The sequence below is a fragment of the Streptomyces sp. NPDC044106 genome (assembly GCF_056433985.1).
Window position 1 is genome coordinate 254,518 of record NZ_JBWKFZ010000009.1, and the last position, 16,979, is coordinate 271,496.

The 16,979-nt window shown below is 70.8% G+C and carries 14 protein-coding genes; 2 read left to right on the plus strand and 12 right to left on the minus strand.

Annotation, left to right across the window (positions count from 1 at the left end):
• Nucleotides 1–14: 14 nt before the first annotated feature.
• From AC07DI_RS18475 to AC07DI_RS18490, 4 genes are read right to left on the minus strand one after another with little or no spacing between them, the layout of a single operon-like run.
• Nucleotides 15–1,349: an NADH-quinone oxidoreductase subunit D gene (locus AC07DI_RS18475; RefSeq protein ID WP_384250610.1), complete on the minus strand. Its 1,335-nt coding sequence runs from the start codon at nt 1,347–1,349 to the stop codon at nt 15–17.
• Complete coding sequence (locus AC07DI_RS18480; RefSeq protein ID WP_478905227.1) at nt 1,349–2,071, minus strand: NADH-quinone oxidoreductase subunit C; 723 nt, start codon at nt 2,069–2,071, stop codon at nt 1,349–1,351. Before AC07DI_RS18480 ends, AC07DI_RS18475 begins: the two co-directional genes overlap by 1 nt.
• The gene (locus tag AC07DI_RS18485; RefSeq protein WP_365362561.1) at nt 2,068–2,622 is read right to left on the minus strand and encodes a NuoB/complex I 20 kDa subunit family protein; all 555 of its coding nucleotides are present in this window, start codon (nt 2,620–2,622) and stop codon (nt 2,068–2,070) included. The genes AC07DI_RS18480 and AC07DI_RS18485 overlap by 4 nt, the downstream gene beginning before the upstream one ends.
• A 21-nt stretch (nt 2,623–2,643) precedes the next feature.
• Entirely contained in the window at nt 2,644–3,003 is a 360-nt protein-coding gene (locus AC07DI_RS18490; protein ID WP_384250615.1) for an NADH-quinone oxidoreductase subunit A, read from the minus strand.
• Nucleotides 3,004–3,763: 760 nt separating this feature from the next.
• Between AC07DI_RS18490 and AC07DI_RS18495 the strand changes: the two genes are divergently transcribed.
• On the plus strand, nt 3,764–4,591 hold the full coding sequence (locus tag AC07DI_RS18495; RefSeq protein ID WP_384250617.1) for a C40 family peptidase: 828 nt from the start codon (nt 3,764–3,766) through the stop codon (nt 4,589–4,591).
• An 89-nt stretch (nt 4,592–4,680) separates the two neighbouring features.
• Here AC07DI_RS18495 and AC07DI_RS18500 read toward each other — a convergent pair whose 3' ends face one another.
• Nucleotides 4,681–5,010 (minus strand): putative quinol monooxygenase, encoded by a 330-nt coding sequence (locus AC07DI_RS18500; RefSeq protein ID WP_384250620.1) that lies wholly within the window; start codon nt 5,008–5,010, stop codon nt 4,681–4,683.
• Between the two features lie 41 nt (nt 5,011–5,051).
• Entirely contained in the window at nt 5,052–6,338 is a 1,287-nt protein-coding gene (locus AC07DI_RS18505) for a geranylgeranyl reductase family protein (RefSeq protein ID WP_384250622.1), read from the minus strand.
• Between the two features lie 97 nt (nt 6,339–6,435).
• Between AC07DI_RS18505 and AC07DI_RS18510 the strand changes: the two genes are divergently transcribed.
• Nucleotides 6,436–6,987 carry a GNAT family N-acetyltransferase gene (locus AC07DI_RS18510; protein WP_478905228.1) on the plus strand — a complete coding sequence of 184 codons (552 nt, stop codon included), beginning with the start codon at nt 6,436–6,438 and terminating at the stop codon, nt 6,985–6,987.
• A gap of 120 nt (nt 6,988–7,107) precedes the next feature.
• Here AC07DI_RS18510 and AC07DI_RS18515 read toward each other — a convergent pair whose 3' ends face one another.
• From AC07DI_RS18515 to AC07DI_RS18540, 6 genes are all read right to left on the minus strand, one after another.
• The gene (locus AC07DI_RS18515; RefSeq protein ID WP_478905229.1) at nt 7,108–9,861 is read right to left on the minus strand and encodes a zinc ribbon domain-containing protein; all 2,754 of its coding nucleotides are present in this window, start codon (nt 9,859–9,861) and stop codon (nt 7,108–7,110) included.
• Between the two features lie 157 nt (nt 9,862–10,018).
• Entirely contained in the window at nt 10,019–10,714 is a 696-nt protein-coding gene (locus tag AC07DI_RS18520; protein WP_478905230.1) for a demethylmenaquinone methyltransferase, read from the minus strand.
• Between the two features lie 200 nt (nt 10,715–10,914).
• Nucleotides 10,915–11,514, minus strand: a complete 600-nt coding sequence (locus AC07DI_RS18525) for an imidazolonepropionase-like domain-containing protein (RefSeq protein WP_478905231.1) — start codon at nt 11,512–11,514, stop codon at nt 10,915–10,917.
• A 7-nt stretch (nt 11,515–11,521) separates the two neighbouring features.
• A complete protein-coding gene (gene mqnC, locus AC07DI_RS18530) occupies nt 11,522–12,721 on the minus strand; it encodes a cyclic dehypoxanthinyl futalosine synthase (protein WP_384250630.1) in 1,200 nt (399 codons plus the stop codon).
• A 126-nt stretch (nt 12,722–12,847) separates the two neighbouring features.
• A complete protein-coding gene (locus AC07DI_RS18535; protein ID WP_478905232.1) occupies nt 12,848–13,567 on the minus strand; it encodes a prepilin peptidase in 720 nt (239 codons plus the stop codon).
• A 234-nt stretch (nt 13,568–13,801) separates the two neighbouring features.
• Nucleotides 13,802–16,846 (minus strand): BTAD domain-containing putative transcriptional regulator, encoded by a 3,045-nt coding sequence (locus AC07DI_RS18540; RefSeq protein ID WP_478905233.1) that lies wholly within the window; start codon nt 16,844–16,846, stop codon nt 13,802–13,804.
• Between the last annotated feature and the right edge of the window lie 133 nt (nt 16,847–16,979).

Sequence of the window (16,979 nt, forward strand, 5' to 3'; positions counted from 1 at the left end):
GGAAGGGATGCTGGTCACCGGTCGACGCCTCCCATCACGGGGTCGATGGACGCGACGGCGACGATGACGTCGGCGACCTGGCCGCCTTCGCACATGGCCGCCATGGCCTGCAGGTTGGTGAAGGACGGGTCGCGGAAGTGGACCCGGTAGGGGCGGGTGCCGCCGTCGGAGACGACGTGCACGCCGAGTTCGCCCTTGGGCGACTCGACCGCCGTGTACGTCTGTCCGGGCGGGACCCGGAACCCCTCGGTCACCAGCTTGAAGTGGTGGATGAGGGACTCCATGGAGGTGCCCATGATCTTCTTGATGTGGTCGAGCGAGTTGCCGAGGCCGTCCGGGCCGAGGGCCAGTTGGGCGGGCCAGGCGATCTTCTTGTCCTCGACCATGACCGGGCCCGGGGCGAGCCGGTCCACGCACTGCTCGATGATGCGCAGCGACTGCCGCATCTCCTCGAGGCGGATCAGGAAGCGCCCGTAGGAGTCGCAGGTGTCGGCGGTCGGGATGTCGAAGTCGTAGTTCTCGTAGCCGCAGTAGGGCTGGGTCTTGCGCAGGTCGTGCGGGAGGCCGGCGGAGCGCAGGACCGGTCCGGTGGCGCCGAGCGCCATGCAGCCGGCGAGGTCGAGGTAGCCGACGTCCTCCATGCGGGCCTTGAAGATGGGGTTCCCGGTGGCGAGCTTGTCGTACTCGGGGATGTTCTTCTTCATTTTCTTCACGAACTCGCGCAGCTGGTCGACCGTGCCGGGCGGCAGGTCCTGGGCGAGTCCGCCGGGCCGGATGTACGCGTGGTTCATGCGCAGGCCGGTGATCAGCTCGAAGAGGTCGAGAACGAGTTCACGATCCCGGAATCCGTAGATCATGATCGTCGTCGCGCCGAGCTCCATGCCGCCGGTGGCGATGCACACCAGGTGCGAGGAGAGGCGGTTGAGCTCCATGAGGAGCACCCGGATGACCGAGGCGCGGTCGGGGATCCGGTCCTCGATGCCGAGGAGCTTCTCGACCCCGAGGCAGTACGCCGTCTCGTTGAAGAACGGCGTCAGGTAGTCCATCCGGGTGACGAACGTCGTGCCCTGCGTCCACGTGCGGTATTCGAGGTTCTTCTCGATGCCGGTGTGCAGATAGCCGATGCCGCAGCGGGCCTCGGTGACCGTCTCGCCGTCGATCTCCAGGATGAGGCGGAGCACGCCGTGCGTGGACGGGTGCTGCGGGCCCATGTTGACGATGATGCGCTCGTCGTCGGACTTGGCGGCGGACCGGACGACCTCGTCCCAGTCGCCGCCGGTGACCGTGTATACGGTGCCCTCGGTCGTCTCGCGGGGGGAAGCCTGGGAGGTTCCCTGAGTGGCAGACATCAGCTGTACGACCTCCGCTGGTCCGGAGCCGGGATCTGGGCGCCCTTGTATTCGACGGGGATGCCGCCGAGGGGGTAGTCCTTGCGCTGCGGGAATCCCTGCCAGTCGTCCGGCATCATGATCCGCGTGAGCGCCGGGTGACCGTCGAAGATCAGGCCGAAGAAGTCGTACGCCTCGCGCTCGTGCCAGTCGTTGGTCGGATAGACCGTGACGAGCGAGGGCACGTGCGGATCGGTTTCGGGGGCGGTGACCTCGAGCCGGATCAGCCGGTTGTGGGTGATCGAGCGCAGGTGGTAGACGGCGTGCAGCTCGCGGCCCTTGTCGCCGGGGAGGTGCACTCCGCTGACGCCCGTGCACAGTTCGAAGCGCAGGGCGGGGTCGTCGCGCAGGGTCCGGGCGACGCGCACCAGGTGCTCGCGCGCGATGTGGAAGGTGATCTCGCCGCGGTCGACGACCGTCTTCTCGATCGCGTTCTCCGGGACGAGGCCCTGCTCTTCGAGGGCTCCCTCCAGTTCGTCCGCGGTCTCGTCGAACCAGCCGCCGTAGGGGCGCGAGGTCGCGCCGGGCAGGGTGACGGTCCGTACGAGTCCGCCGTAGCCGGACGTGTCACCGCCGTCGCCTGCGCCGAACATGCCCCTGCGTACGCCGATGACCTCGCCGCTCTCGTCGCGCGGGGCCGGTACGCCGGTGCCGTTCCGGTGCTCGTCGTGCGCGTCGCTCACCGCAGCAGCCCCTTCATCTCAATGGTGGGGAGCGCCTTGAGGGCCGCCTCCTCCGCCTCACGGGCCGCTTCTTCCGCGTTCACGCCGAGCTTGGTGTCCTGGATCTTCTGGTGGAGCTTGAGGATCGCGTCCAGCAGCATCTCGGGGCGTGGCGGGCAGCCGGGCAAATAGATGTCAACCGGGACCACATGGTCCACACCCTGCACAATCGCGTAATTGTTGAACATACCGCCCGACGATGCGCAAACCCCCATGGAAATCACCCACTTGGGATTCGGCATCTGGTCGTAGACCTGCCGCAGCACCGGCGCCATCTTCTGGCTCACCCGGCCCGCCACGATCATCAGATCGGCCTGGCGCGGCGAGCCGCGGAAGACCTCCATGCCGAAGCGCGCCATGTCGTACCGCCCGGCGCCGGTCGTCATCATCTCGATGGCGCAGCACGCGAGGCCGAACGTGGCGGGGAAGACGGACGACTTCCGCATCCAGCCCGCGGCCTGCTCGACGGTGGTCAGCAGAAATCCGCTCGGCAGTTTCTCTTCGAGTCCCATGCTCTTTGACCCCTCAGACCCTTAGTCCCATTCCAGGCCGCCGCGACGCCATACGTACGCGTAGGCGACAAAGACGGTGAGCACGAAGAGCAGCATCTCCACGAGCCCGAACATCCCGAGCGCGTCGAAGGTGACGGCCCAGGGATAGAGGAAGACGATCTCGATGTCGAAGACAATGAAGAGCATCGCCGTCAGGTAGTACTTGATGGGGAATCGCCCGCCACCGGCCGGCGTCGGGGTCGGCTCGATGCCGCACTCATAGGCCTCTAGCCTCGCGCGGTTGTACCGCTTTGGACCGATAAGCGTGGCCATGACCACGGAGAAGATCGCAAAGCCTGCCCCGAGGGCTCCCAGCACGAGGATGGGCGCATAGGCGTTCACGCTCCTCGCTCCTCTCAGTCGGCACTGACTGTTGGCGGTTACGTCGGACCGGGCCCTGAATCCCACCCAAGATCGCTTACATGTGAAGCAGGTCACAAGCCCAACTGCCCCGCATCTTATGCCTGCCGGTCTGTGATCTGCGACACGGGGTACGACAACGGCTTTGTGATCTCCACCACCTGACGAAGGATCATGAAGTCGGATGAGCGGTGATCTTCGTACGTGAAGCGCCCGAGTGATCACTAGAGGTGACATCTCAGCGCGTCACCGCTGGTCGGAGAGGTGTCGCTCTATCAAGAGGTGGCCGCTGCACGCAAATTGGCGCTGGACGCGCTGGCTTGATAGTGGCGGCGCGTTCACACTTTGGCGGCAGAGAGGCGGACGGGTGTGGACGGGCACCGGGCGATCGCGGACGCGTGCACCGATTCACGAGCACCCGTCGGCCGCCGAGGATGCCTCGGCGAGACCTCAGGGAGATCTCAGGGAGATCCCAAAGAGCACCCTCATGTGACCTGCGCCACAGAGGCAACTTCCGTGAATAAGCCGGGCTTGGCCAACGGACTCAACGGGTGGTAGACCGTGGGCAATTCGGACGTATCGCAGAAAACCCATGATCACAGGCGTGATCACCGCTGTCCGCATTGCCCGTTACGGCGTCAATAAGGAGCGACACGCCCGGGATTCAAAGCCGAGAATCGCAACTGTGGCGCAGCACACGTTTCTTGAAGGGAACCGTGAGTCCCTGCTAGCAGTTGTTCTCATGTCCCACACCGCTCACATACCCAGCCACCGGAAGCCCCGTCGCAGCGCCTCGAAGATTGCCCTGCGCGCCGGAGTTGCCGGTGGCGTCCTCAGCACCCTGGCAGTGGCCGCGGCGGCCGGTACGGCGAACGCGGCCGAGCCGGTGTCCGAGACCATCGAGATGCCCACGCTCACGACTGATCTGTCCGCTCAGATCGCGCAGTCGGCGGACGCCACCCAGCAGGCCGCCGCTACGTACGAGTCGCGCGCCGAGCAGGACGCGGCCGCCACCAAGGCCGCCAAGCAGGCCAGGGAAGACCAGGCCAAGGCCGAGAAGAAGGCCGAGGCCGAGCGCAAGGCCGCGGCCGCGGCGAAGAAGAAGGCCGCTCAGGAGCGCGCGTCGCGTTCCGCCGAGCGCACCACGCTCTCCACGCAGTCCACGTCCGACTCCTCGGGCCCCTCCGCCTCGGACACGGTCGACGCCCCGGCCAGTGGCAGCGTCGGCACGGTCATCAGCTTCCTCAAGGCGCAGCTCGGCGACGCCTACGTGATGGGCGCGTCGGGCCCGAACGCCTGGGACTGCTCCAGCCTCGTGCAGGCCGCGTTCAAGCAGGCGGGCGTGGACCTCCCGCGCGTCTCGCAGGACCAGTCGACGATGGGCACCGAGGTCGGCACCTCGAACCTGCAGGTCGGCGACATCCTGTACTGGGGCGGCAAGGGCTCCGCGTACCACGTCGGTGTGTACATCGGTAACGGCCAGTACCTGGACGCCGCCAACCCCGGCAAGGGTGTTGTCATCCAGGATCTGTCGGGTTACCCGGCCTCGGGCGCCGTACGCGTCCTCTGACGGCCTCTTAGCGCCCCCGTAGAGCCACGAACAAGGGCCGGAACCCCCCGGGAGGGGTTCCGGCCCTTGGCGTGCCCTGAGGCGGCTTCTCAGGCGTTCTTCGGGGACAGCTCCGCCATCGCGGACCAACCGCTGCCCTCGATCTCGGTGTTCACGATCTGCGGCACCGTGGCGATGAGCTCGCCCATCGTCTCCAGTCCGGCCTTGAAGTGGTCGGAGTTGACGTGCGCGGCGCCCGCGTCCCCGTCGGCGAAGGCCTCGAGGAGCACGAACTGATTCGGGTCGTCGACGGAGCGGGACCACTCGAAGAAGATGTTGCCCGGCTCCGCGCGCGTGGCGGAGGTGAATGCGGCGGTCCGCTCGAGCCAGCTTTCGCTGTGCTCGGGGCGGACGGTGAACTTGACGGCAATAAATATCATGCGTCCATTTTGCACCGTACTGTGCGAACCGCCCACTGGGCTTACGCCTTCGGTGCCACCTTGCTCAGGCCGTTGATGATGCGGTCCATCGCGTCGCCGCCCATCGGGTCCGTCAGGTTCGCCAGCATCTTCAGGGTGAACCGCATCAGGATCGGGTGGGTCAGGCCGCGCTGGGTCGCGATCTTCATGACCTTCGGGTTGCCGATGAGCTTCACGAAGGCACGGCCCAGCGTGTAGTAGCCGCCGTACGTCTCCTTGAGCGTCTTCGGGTAGTTCAGCAGCGCCAGTTCGCGCTGGGCGGGGGTGGCACGCGCGTGTGCCTGCACGATGACGTCCGCCGCGATCTGGCCGGACTCCATGGCGTACGCGATGCCCTCGCCGTTGAAGGGGTTCACCAGGCCGCCCGCGTCGCCGACGAGCATCAGGCCCTTGGTGTAGTGCGGCTGGCGGTTGAACGCCATCGGCAGGGCGGCGCCGCGGATCGGCATCGTCATGTTCTCCGGGGTGTACCCCCAGTCCTCCGGCATCGAGGCGCACCACGCCTTGAGGACCTCGCGCCAGTCCAGCTCCCGGAACGACTTGGAGGAGTTCAGGATGCCGAGGCCGACATTGGACGTGCCGTCGCCCATGCCGAAGATCCAGCCGTAGCCGGGAAGGAGCCGGTCCTCGCCGGGCCCGCGGCGGTCCCACAGTTCCAGCCAGGACTCCAGGTAGTCGTCGTCGTGGCGGGGCGAGGTGAAGTACGTGCGCACGGCGACGCCCATCGGGCGGTCCTCGCGGCGGTGCAGGCCCATGGCGAGCGAGATCCGCGAGGAGTTGCCGTCGGCCGCGACGACGAGCGGGGCGTGGAAGGTGACGGGGGTCTTCTCCTCGCCCATCTTCGCGTGCACACCGGTGATGCGGCCGGTGCGGTCGTCGATGACCGGCTCGCCGACGTTGCAGCGCTCGTACAGGCGTGCGCCCGCCTTCTGCGCCTGCCGGGCGAGCTGCTCGTCGAAATCGTCCCGCTTCCTTACGAGGCCGTAGTCCGGGTAAGAGGCGAGTTCCGGCCAGTCCAGCTGGAGCCGCACCCCGCCACCGATGATGCGCAGGCCCTTGTTCCGCAGCCAGCCCGCCTCTTCGGAGATGTCGATTCCCATGGAGACCAGCTGCTTGGTGGCGCGGGGCGTGAGCCCGTCACCGCAGACCTTCTCCCGCGGAAACGCGGTCTTCTCAAGGAGGAGTACGTCGAGTCCGGCCTTCGCCAGGTAGTACGCCGTCGTCGAACCGGCGGGTCCGGCTCCGACGACGATTACGTCCGCTGTGTGTTCGGAGAGGGGCTCGGTCACGGCGGGTTCTCCCCAAGGCTCGAAATCTGTGTGCCGACCGGCACGGTATATGGGCAGTCTATGAGGCGGTACCGATCAGCCAGCCGAAGGGCCACACGTGACCGACCAGACAGACACCCTGCCCGCGCCACCCCTCCCTGACGTGCAGCTGCGCGTCCCGACCCACGAGGACGCCTTCGTCTGGCACCGGCTCTTCGACGACCCGGAGGTCATGGAGTTCTTCGGCGGCTCGTCCGCCGAGCTCTCCACGTACGAGGAGCTGACCGCCCGGCAGCGCAGACACGACGCCGAACTGGGCTACTGCCTGTGGACCCTGCTCGACGCGTCCGGTGAGCCGATCGGCTTCACCGGCGCCCAGCCCTGGCCCCGGAACTGGGGCCCGACCGGTGAGATCGAGATCGGCTGGCGGCTCGCCCGTTCGGCCTGGGGCCAGGGGTACGCGACGGCGGCGGCCCTGGCCACGGTCGAGCGGCTGCGCGCGGTGGGCGTACCGAGCGTGGTGGCGATGGTCGTCGCCGACAACGCCCGCTCCATCGCGGTGACGCGGCGGCTCGGCATGGAGCTCGCCGAGACGTTCACCACTCCCCCGCGGATCCCGGGCGACGACGGGTCGCGGCGCGTGGCGCACTGCTTCCGTCTCGTGCTGTAGCGAGCCAGTGATGTAGCCGGCCAGTGCTGTAGCGAGGCGGTGGCCGGCGTGACGGTTGCCGCCGGGGCGCTGGGCCGACGTGGGCCCAGCGCCCCGGTGACCCGTCAGTCCGTGTGTCCGTCAGTCCGTCAGCCGCCAGGTGTCCAGCGCGATCCTGTGCGTCTTCGCGCCCTCGCCCGCGGGCCAGAAGTCCTCGCGCCAGGACAGCTGGATCGCGTACTCCGTACCGTCCTGGGCGATGTAGCTCTGGTCGATCGCGTGGATCGTGCGGTTCGCCTCGTCGGTGTACGTGTACTCCCAGATCGCGCCGTCCTGCCCCTGGAAGGTGTTGGTCTCGAGCCGGATGCGCTCGTAGTCCGACTTGTCGGGGGCCGCTCTGGTGTGCTTCTCGATGTTCGTGAAGTTCTCGTACGAGGTGTAGCGCGCGTCCGTCACGACGCCGACGAGGAACTCCTCACGTCCGGTCGGCCCCGCGTAGGTGATCTGGCCGGGACGCTCGGGGTTCACCGGCTGACGGGTCCAGCCCTCGGGCACCGCGAAGGAGAAGCCCTCCTGGTCGGTCACCCGCTCGGACCCGGCGGGGACCTCCGTCTCACCGGTCGTGCCGGGATCCGTGCTGTCGCTCGCCCCCGGGGTCGGCGAGGCCACCGCGGTGGGAGCACCGCTCGGGCCGCTGCTCGGGGCACCGCTCGGCGCCTCGGACCGGCTGACCGAGGGCCTGTCGTCCTTGCCCGCGCCGTCCGTCTTGTCATCACTGTTGTCCTGCCAGAGCAGGATCCCGGCCGTCGCCCCACCGCCGATGACGAAGGCTACGGAGAGGGTGGCGATCCAGATCCCGGCCCGGCCACGGGGCTTGTCCCCGGGGGGCTGCTGCCCGAGCTGGAAGGCGTGGGCGCCCTGGGTTTGGGGTTGGGGTTGGGGTTGGGGGTGCGGGTGGGCGTACGGGGGCGTGGGGGTCCCTGTCGGGGGCGTGCCGGGAGGGCCGGGCGCCGGTGGGGCGGAGACGCCGAGCGCCGTCTGGGTGGGGAGGTACGCGGCGGGGACGGCGTCACCGGGTGCGGCGGGTTCCTCGGGCGCTTCGGCGGGCGATTCGGCGGAGGCTCCGGCGGGGGCGTCGGCGGTCGGAGATACCGCGGGAGGCGCGGGAGTCGTGCCGACGGGTTCGCCGGTGGAGGGGCCGGCAGGCGTGCCCGGCATCGGCATCGGCATCGGCGGCGTACCGGGCGGCGCGTACGCCGGCGTGACGGCCACCGCACTCCCCTGGCCCACCATCTGCAGCAGGTACGGCCCGAGCAGCGCGGCCGGGAAGATCCACAGCAGCCCGAACAGCAGCGTCTCGGGGATGCTGATCCCCAGCTCCACGCTGCCGTGCCCACTGCCTCCGGAGCCGCCGAGGCCCGAACCCCCGCCCGCCGCCTGGCCGGAGAGATCGACCTGGAGGCCGCTGAAACCGGCGAGCAGCAGCACGAGTCCGAAGAAGACGGCGGCTGCCAGCAGCGCCTCGCCGCGGCCCGCGCAGCGCCGCGCGGCGAACACGCCGAGGGCCAGCGCGCAGACCAGGCCGAGGGCCAACGCGCCCACGACCGCCCAGTCGTTGGTGACGTCGCCCAGTTCGGAAAGGCCGAAGGACTTGGTCTCGTGCCCACTCCCGTACATCGAGCTGCTGCCGCTCACCGAAGCCTCCGCGCCGGCGCCCCAGCCGATGCCGAGCGCCGTGACCGCGAGGTTCGGCAGGACGAGCAGTGCGACCAGGAGCGGTGAGACGTTCGAGTTGTCGAGGTCGGTGAGGTCGCCCAGGTCGTCGATCTGGGTGAGGCTGATGAAGGCGACGACGGAGCAGAGCGCGATGACGACGGCGAGGGCGCGCAGCGCGGCGCCGGTGGCGCGCAGGACGGAGTGCGCGCCGGGACGCGCCGCCAGCCAGTGGGCGAGGCCGGGGCGGAGCAACACCGCGCAGGACACGGCCAGTCCGAGCAGCAGCGCGCCCAGCGCGGCGAGAACCGGGGACGAGGACAGCTCGATCCCCTCCAGCTCCGGCTGCGCGAAGAGGGCGAGCGCGAGGACGCCCGCCGTCACCAACAGCGCGACGCGGGCCGCGGCTTCGAGCCCCGCGGTGCCTCCGCCCTGGGCGAGCGCGCCCCGCCGCACCATGCGGTTGCGCAGCACGCGTACGCCGATGAAGAGGGCCAGGATCCACAGCGCGGTCACGGTGAGCGGGACGAGGTGCAGGGATGCCGCGCCTTCGGCGGCGGACCCCGAGGTGCTCGAAGCGTCCGAGCCGCCCAGGCCGAGGCCGTCGGTTCCGCCAAGGCCGCCGGTTCCGCCCAGGCCGTCGCTGCCGCCCAGGCCCTCCGTTCCGTCGAAGCCCGGCCGCTCCTCGCGGCCCGACAACTCGAAGCCGCCGCCGACCGATTGGAGCAGCATCGCGAGGGAGACCCGCATACGGTCCATGAAGCCGACGGCCGCGTCGTCACCCTGCCCGTACCTCGGGACGGCCAGCGCGGCGGCGCCGGTCAGCAGCAGCACGAGCGGCCACAGCGCGGCCTGCACGGACCCGGCCCAATCCCCGCGGAACGTACGCCCGATGAAGGCTGCCACCGGTGAGGGGGCCGCGGGGGCGGGGGCGTGCGGGGGCGCGAGGGTGGGCGCGGGCGTGTGGGTGGGCGGCGGGGGCGGTGAAGCGGGCGCCGCGGTGGGGGTGGGCGGAGTCTTCGGCGGGACCGGGTCCGACGGTTCCGAGGGTTTCGCGGACTCCGAGGGTTTCGTGGGCTCCGAGGGCTCCGAGGCGTCCGGCAGACGCTCCTTGCCGCACTTCATACAGAAGCGGGCCTCTTCAGGAGCGGGAGCCCCGCAGTGTGGGCAGTACGACGCCATCGAATCGCTCCGTCAGTCCAGAAGTTCACCAGCAACAGGACCGACCCATAAGAACCACATAAGGTTGCGGCCGGGTCGTTACAACGGACACATCTTGCCCGGTGGCCGGTTCCCCCTGACGGGGGTTCCTCGTTCTCGACTGAAGCGTTACGTGCGCTCAGGCCTGCTTGAAGCCTCGGTGCAGCGCCACGACGCCGCCCGTGAGGTTGCGCCAGGCCACCTTCGACCAGCCGGAGTCCGTCAGCCGTGCGGCGAGCGCGGGCTGGTCGGGCCAGCTGCGGATCGACTCGGCGAGATAGACGTACGCGTCCGGGTTCGAGGAGACGGCGCGGGCGACCGGGGGCAGCGCGCGCATCAGGTACTCCTCGTAGACCGTGCGGAACGGGCCCCATGTCGCGTGCGAGAACTCGCAGATCACGACCCGGCCGCCGGGCTTCGTCACGCGGTACAGCTCGCGCAGCGCGGTGTCCGTGTCCTGGATGTTGCGCAGCCCGAAGGAGATGGTGACCGCGTCGAAGGTGTCGTCCTTGAACGGCAGTTTCGTCCCGTCGCCCGCCGTGAACGGCATCCAGGGGTGGCGCTGCTTGCCGACGCGCAGCATGCCGAGGGAAAAGTCGCAGGGCACGACGTAGGCGCCGGCCTGGGCGAACGGCTGGGAGGAGGTCGCCGTGCCTGCGGCGAGGTCCAGGACCTTCTGCGCGGGGCGGGCGTCGACTGCCTTCGCGACCTCCTTGCGCCAGAGGCGGGCCTGGCCGAGGGAGAGCACGTCGTTGGTGAGGTCGTAGCGTTCTGCGACGTCGTCGAACATCGTGGCGACTTCGTGCGGCTGCTTGTCCAGGGTGGCTCGGGTCACCCTGCCATTGTGGCAGGCCGGTCTTCCCTCTTGGCGTCGGCCTCCTCCGCCTGCGGCGCGCTCTCTCGCCTGCGGCGGGCCGTCCTGGGGTGTGCGAGGACCTTGGGCGTCCGCGGGTCCGACCTGGTTGCTCGCGCAGTTCCCCACGCCCCTTGAGCGGTCGGCCCCGCACCCCTTAGGGGGCGTCCTCACGCCCCCCCCTAGCGGGCCCTGTACACCAAACGGCCCGCGATCACCGTTGCCACGCAGGTGTTCGGGCCTCGTCGCACCAGCTCGGCGCGGTCCTCGACGTCGAAGATCGCGAAGCGGGCGGGGGCTCCCGGCGTCAGGGGCGGGAGGAGGATCAACGGGGTCGGGGTGAGGGAGGGTGGGCCCGGGAGGCGGGGTGGGCGGGCGCCTACCGCCAGGGGGGCGCGGCGGACCGCGTCCAGGACCGGGCGGGCGCGGAGTTCACCGGCCACCGCCACCGTGCCGTGGGCCAGCAGGCGCTGGACGCCACGTCGTGCGCTCGCGCCGAGGCGGGACGGGTCCGTGCGGAAGAGGGCCGCCGCCCGGTCGCCGGTGATGGGGGCCGTGCCCAGGCGGTCCGCCTCGCGGGGATCCGGGTGATAGGTGGCCTCCAGGAGCTCGGGACCGTAGGGGTTGAGCAGGCCCGGCGTGAGGATGCCGGGCCAGCGCCGGACGCGGGCCGAGGGGTGGGCCTCGGCCAGCTCCTCGTACGGGCCGACGGCGGCGACGCTCGCCCCGTCGACCAGGAGAGCCGCCTCGGGCGAGCGTTCGGCGACGTGAAGTGTCAGCAAGGCGCGCTCAGTTCGTGGCGAGGAGCTTCAGCTCCGGGTGGGCCGTGCCGCCCTCGATCGCCGTGGACGAGATGTGCGAGGCCACGCGGTCGTCGACCGGGTCGTTCGCCGGGTCGTCGTGCACGACGAGGTGCTCGTACGTGGTGGCGCGCTGCGCCGGGACGCGGTCCGCCGTGCGGATCATCTCGATCATCTCGCGGAGGTTCGAGCGGTGCTTGGCACCGGCCGACGAGACGACGTTCTCCTCCAGCATCACCGAGCCGAGGTCGTCCGCGCCGTAGTGCAGCGTGAGCTGGCCCGCCTCCTTGCCGGTGGTCAGCCAGGAGCCCTGGATGTGGGCGACGTTGTCGAGGAAGATCCGCGCGATGGCGATCATGCGGATGTACTCGAAGATCGTCGCCTGGGTGCGGCCCTTGAGGTGGTTGTTCTCGGGCTGGTACGTGTACGGGATGAAGGCCCGGAAGCCTCCCGTCCGGTCCTGCACGTCGCGGATCATGCGCAGGTGCTCGATGCGCTCGGCGTTGGTCTCGCCGGTGCCCATGAGCATCGTGGAGGTGGACTCGACGCCGAGGTTGTGGGCCGTCTCCATGATCTCCAGCCAGCGCTCCCCCGACTCCTTGAGCGGGGCGATGGCCTTGCGGGGGCGCTCGGGGAGCAGCTCCGCGCCGGCGCCCGCGAAGGAGTCGAGACCCGCCGCGTTGATGCGCTGGATCGCCTCCTCCACCGACACCTTCGAGATGCGGGCCATGTGCTCGACCTCGGAGGCGCCGAGGGAGTGGATGACCAGCTGCGGGAAGTCCTTCTTGATCGCGGAGAAGTGCTTCTCGTAGTACTCGACGCCGTAGTCCGGGTGGTGGCCGCCCTGGAACATGATCTGGGTGCCGCCCAGCTCGACGGTCTCCGCGCAGCGGCGCAGGATGTCGTCGAGGTCGCGGCTCCAGCCCTTCTTGGTGTCCTTCGGGGCGGCGTAGAAGGCGCAGAACTTGCACGCCGTCACGCAGACGTTCGTGTAGTTGATGTTGCGCTCGATGATGTACGTCGCGATGTGCTCCGTACCCGCGTACCGCCGGCGGCGGATGGCGTCGGCGGCGGCGCCGAGCGCGTGCAGCGGGGCGTCGCGGTAGAGGTCGAGCGCCTCTTCGGGGGTGATCCGCCCACCTGCGGCGGCACGGTCGAGGACGGACTGAAGGTCGGCCTTCTCGGTCACCGGGGCGTCCCTTTCGTAAGGGTTGTGGACGGGCTGCAAGCCAGCGTACGCCAGCGTCATCGGCCGCCCGACGTGGGCTCGAGCAGCACGTCCGGCGTGGGCTGAAGCCGCACGTCCGGCGTGGGCTCAAGCCGCGTAGCCGCCGATGAGCAGCCCCACGAACGCCCCCGAGATCAGGAACGGGCCGAACGGAATCGCCGTCTTCCGTCCGGCACGGCGGGCGATGACGAGACCCGCGCCGTACAGCGCGGCCAGCAGGAACCCGGCGAAGGTCCCGAGCAGCAGCACGCCCCACCCGTACCAGCCGAGCACGGCCCCCAGGGCGAGCGCCAGCTTCACGTCACCGAAGCCCATGCCGTTGGGGTTGATCAGGAAGAGCACGAAGTACGCGCCCGCCAGCGCGAGCGCCCCGTAGAGCGCCCCTGACCAGGAGCCGCCCTGCTCCGGCAGGAGCGTGACGGCCCCGAGCAGGCCGAGCGCGGCCCCCGCGAGCGGCAGTGTGAGCACGTCCGGCAGCCGGTGCACGGTGAAGTCGACGACGGCGAGCAGCACGCCGAAGGGCGCGAGCAGGAGCCAGGCGCCCAGTTCGGGCCGGGTGCCGGTGGTCGCGGCGAGGGCGGCGCAGACGACGGCGGTGGTGAGCGCGACACCCGCTGTCCCGGGGCCGTACCACTCGCCCCGCGGGCCCCGCGCGAGCCCGACCCACGAGGTGAGGGGCTGCCCGGCGGGGCTCTCGCCGCGCCACTCCTCCTCGGGCGGCACGGACAGCCGGTAGGCCGCGCGCGGCACGAAGAGCCCGGCGAGGGCGCCCCAGAGGGCGCCGCCGATGACGAGGGTCAGCTCCAAGGAACTCCGTCTCCCTGGTTGTGGTCGGGGGTGTGCCGGTGGAATCTACGGGACCAGCGGGATCCGCGGGACCAATGGGACCGGTGGGACGGCGGCTCGTACGGGTCGTACGGGTCGGGTCGTACGGGTCGGGTCGTACGGGTCGGGTCGTACGGGTCGGGTCGTACGGGTCGGGTCGTACGGGTCGGGTCGTACGGGTCGGGCGTCACCGCCCCACCCGACCCGCACCCGACATCACCCCGCCGCCGTCAGCCCCGTCCGCCACGTCGGCAGCAGCTCGTCCAGCAGCGCCTCGGTCCTGGGCGGCAGACCCCGCGCCCCGCTCCGCGCGACGAGGTCCGCGGCGACCTGCTGGAGCCGCGCCGGGTCCTCCGTCGCGTGCGTGGCGCGGAGCAGCTCGTTCCAGAGCCGCTCGTCGCCCGGCGCGGAGCCGAGCGCCGCGTTCAGCGCCTCGATGGCCTTCTCCGCCCGCCCCTTCTCCAGGTGGAACTCGGAGAGCGCGAGGCCGATGTCGGCGACGAGCAGCGGCAGCTGGGCGTCGATGATCTCGTGCGTGAGCCAGCCGTACCGCCCCCGGGTCCGGTCGGCGAGCAGCGGGCCGCGCACCAGGACCAGCGCGTCGGTGAGCATCCGCCCGCGCACCGCGCGGTTGCCCGCGCCGCGCCCCTGCGTGGCCTCGTGGTAGAGCGAGCGCAGCACGTCCAGGTCGGACACGACGGACTTGGCGAGCGTGAGCCGCCCGGTCCGGTCGACGCGGAGCCGGGGCGAGCCGTCGGGGTCGGTGCCGAGCCACTCGCGCAGCCGGTCGATGAGCGCGTCGCGCACGTCGTCGGTGACGCCGCGCGGCCAGAGCGCGGAGGCGAGCACCCGGGGGTGCACCCCCTCGCGGTGCAGGAGCAGCAGGGCCAGCGCCTCGTGCAGCAGCGCGCTGCGCTCACCGTCCGGGGTTTCGAGGCCGATGATCTCGTACGTACCGACGAGGCGGGCGTAGACCGCGGGCCTGCCCTGCTCGGTGACGTCGACGAGGAACGGCGGAGCGGCGCCCGCGGGGCCGTCGTCGGGGCCCGTGGGGCTGCCGGAGCCCTCCGGGTCGGCCTCCGTGAACAGCTGGACGACGGCCCGCTGCTGGGCCTCGGGCAGCGACTGCGCGGCCAGTTCGAGTCCGAGCAGCGGCGCGAGCAGCTTGCCGTCCCGGGTGATCTCCATCTCCCAGGCGGCGCCGGGCAGGTCGCCCGACTCCGTGCCGACCAGGTATCCGATGCCCAACCGCCCGGCATCGGCCGCGAGTTCCGCGAGCTTGACGGCGTCATCCGCGCTTGGTTCGGCGGCGAGCAGCACGAGGTGCGGGGCCCAACGGGTGTGCTGGGCGGGCCCGGTGCGGCCGGTGAGCACGGAGTCGTGCCCGGCGGCGCCGAGCGCGCCGCGACGCTGCCGCGTCTCGGCCTCCATGGTCTCGATGAGCGCCTCGACGTCCTCCAGGTGCCGCAGCCGGTTGGGCGCGAGCGGGGTGAGGTCCTGGCCGAAGCCGACGAGGGTGATGGTCATCCGGTCCGACCAGCCGTTGGTGGCGAGTTCGGCGGCGACCGAGGCGAAGACGGCGGCGCGGTCGGCCGCGCTGCCGCTCAGCGAGACGATGCCCGGCACGGCCTCCAGGTTGAGGAGCAGCCGCGAGTCGTCCAGGGTGCCCAGGCTGACGAGGCCGGGGTAGGGCGCGGCGGTGTCCACGTCCCCGTACCGCTCGGCGTCGGCGCGCGACAGCATCCAGAACGTCTGGTCCTGCCCCAACTGCCAGGGAGCGGGCGGTCGTCCGGCGGGCTGGGCCAGCTGCAGGTGCAGGTCGCCGTTGCTCAGCCAGGCCGCGTACACGGTCGGCAGGGCGCGGTTCTCCTCGGCGAGCGACGCGGCGAGCCCGCGCAGCGACAGATCGAGCAGGCGTACGCCCTCGGGGTCGGCGCCCACGAGGAGCGCGTCCTGCACGTCGGCGGCGGCCCCGGACGGCGTCGGCGGCTGCATGCCGCCGCGTCCGCCGACGGCGCCCATGGCCGACTGCCACAGGGCGTGCCGGCGCCGGCGGCCGAGCGCGCCGAGCAGCCCGGCGGCGAGGAGGGGCGCGCCGAGGAGCGCCTCGGGGAGCCCGAAGTCGAAGCCGTCGGATTCGCCGCCGGTGGCGGCGGGGGTTTCGGCGGCGGGGGCGTCCGGGGTGGTGGGGGCCTGGGCGTCCGGGGCCTGCGGCATGGCGGGCTTCTCGGGGGCGCCGGGGCGCTGTTCGGGCAGGACGATGTGCGCGGTGTCGTGGTCGACGGAGCTGCCACCGCCGTGGGCGCCGCTCCCCTGCTCGCCCCCGGCCTGCCCCTGCCCGGTCTTGGAGTAGTCGGAGATCTGCTCCTTGACGTCCTCGGAGACCTTGGGCGCCTCGTCGGGCATCTCGACGAGCTCGCCGCCGTGCGCGTCCGCGGGCATCTCCATGATCCAGCCGGGCCGGATCAGGCTGGCCTCGGAGAGCTTCGAACCGTCGGGCTGCTCACGGTCCTTGTTGAGCTGGTAGATCTCCTTGTACCGGCGGCCGTCGCCCAGGTGGCGTTCCGCGACCTCCCACAGGGAGTCGTGGTGGCGCCCCTCGGGGGGCTGGATCCGGTAGTACTTCGTGTCCCCGGCTTTGGCGCTGCTGCCACCACCGGCGTGCGCGGCGGCCTGGTCGGCCTGCACGGCCAGCGCGTCGGCGGCCATCGCGGCCTGCTGCTGCTCCTGCCCGAAGAGGCCGGGCGTCTGCTGGGCGGACGCCGCGGACGCGGGCTTCTGGTTCCCCTCCAACGACTGCCCGAACTGCGAGAGCCCCGGCGCGAAGCTGGCTGCGGTCGCGCCGACGAGCAGCACGGCGGCGACGAGCTGACGCGCGAGCATCTGGCTGCCGCCGGCCCCCGGCACCCGGCCCGGAATCCCGACGCCGGAGAGCGCGGCCTTTATCTCGACGAGCACACAGGCGGTGAACTGCGCCCAGGCGAACCAGACGACGACGGTCAGCACATTGATGAACGTGCTGACGGTGATCTCCTGCTGCAGCCAGCTCAGCGAGGGCGCGCCACCCGGCAACGGCCAGCCCACGAAGACGACGAGGGCTCCGGGCACACCGACGAGGAGCACGGCCAGCGCGACGAAGGCGAAGAAGGCCTTGACGAAGTCCCCGAGACTGCGCCGGCGCCGCGGCAACGGCTGCGGCGTACGGTTCCGCGGGGCCTGCGGGTTCGGCGGGCTCGTCGAGCGTGAAGTGGTGCGCGCCATGGCGGGTGTCCTGGTGTCCTGTGGGAAGGAGTGGATGGGAAGAGGGAGCCGGGTGAGCCTATCGGTGTGATGGTACGGAAGGGGCCGCTGGTCAAACAGAGCCGGACACCGGTGGTTCTCACGCACGGGGATG